Annotated in this window: 1 protein-coding gene and 1 pseudogene; both read left to right on the plus strand. The window is 64.5% G+C overall.

The features are described 5' to 3' along the window. Window positions 1-135 carry a hypothetical protein gene (locus EN846_RS36630; RefSeq protein WP_348630854.1) on the plus strand — a complete coding sequence of 45 codons (135 nt, stop codon included), beginning with the start codon at window positions 1-3 and terminating at the stop codon, window positions 133-135. Continuing rightward, window positions 135-344: pseudogene (locus EN846_RS34060) on the plus strand (hypothetical protein); the annotation flags it as partial. The gene EN846_RS36630 and the pseudogene EN846_RS34060, both read left to right, overlap by 1 nt.

Here is a 344-nt window from a genome sequence, read left to right on the forward strand (position 1 = left end):
GTGAAGCTCGACGGCGGCGGCGAGAATTTCATCGTGCGCCACCAGAACAGCCGTTCGAGCGTGGTGACCTACGAGACCGGCGCCAAGGTCGGCATCCAGTTCGAGGAGGACGCCGCCCGCGTCCTGAAAGACTGATGACGACAGCCGCTCTCTCCCCGACCACGCTCTCCAAGGCCGCATTGTTCGAGGCCAAGGCAGTGAAGACCAGCGCGCGGCGCAACCGGCTTCTGTCGCTGCCGGCGCTCATCATCATCGGCGTGTTCGGCGTGCTGCCGCTGATCATCATCTGCGTTTATTCGTTCCTGGCCGCGGCGCCCTATGGCGGCGTGCAGTGGAAGTTCTCG

This window comes from Mesorhizobium sp. M4B.F.Ca.ET.203.01.1.1 (assembly GCF_004791025.1).
Classification (GTDB): domain Bacteria; phylum Pseudomonadota; class Alphaproteobacteria; order Rhizobiales; family Rhizobiaceae; genus Mesorhizobium; species Mesorhizobium abyssinicae.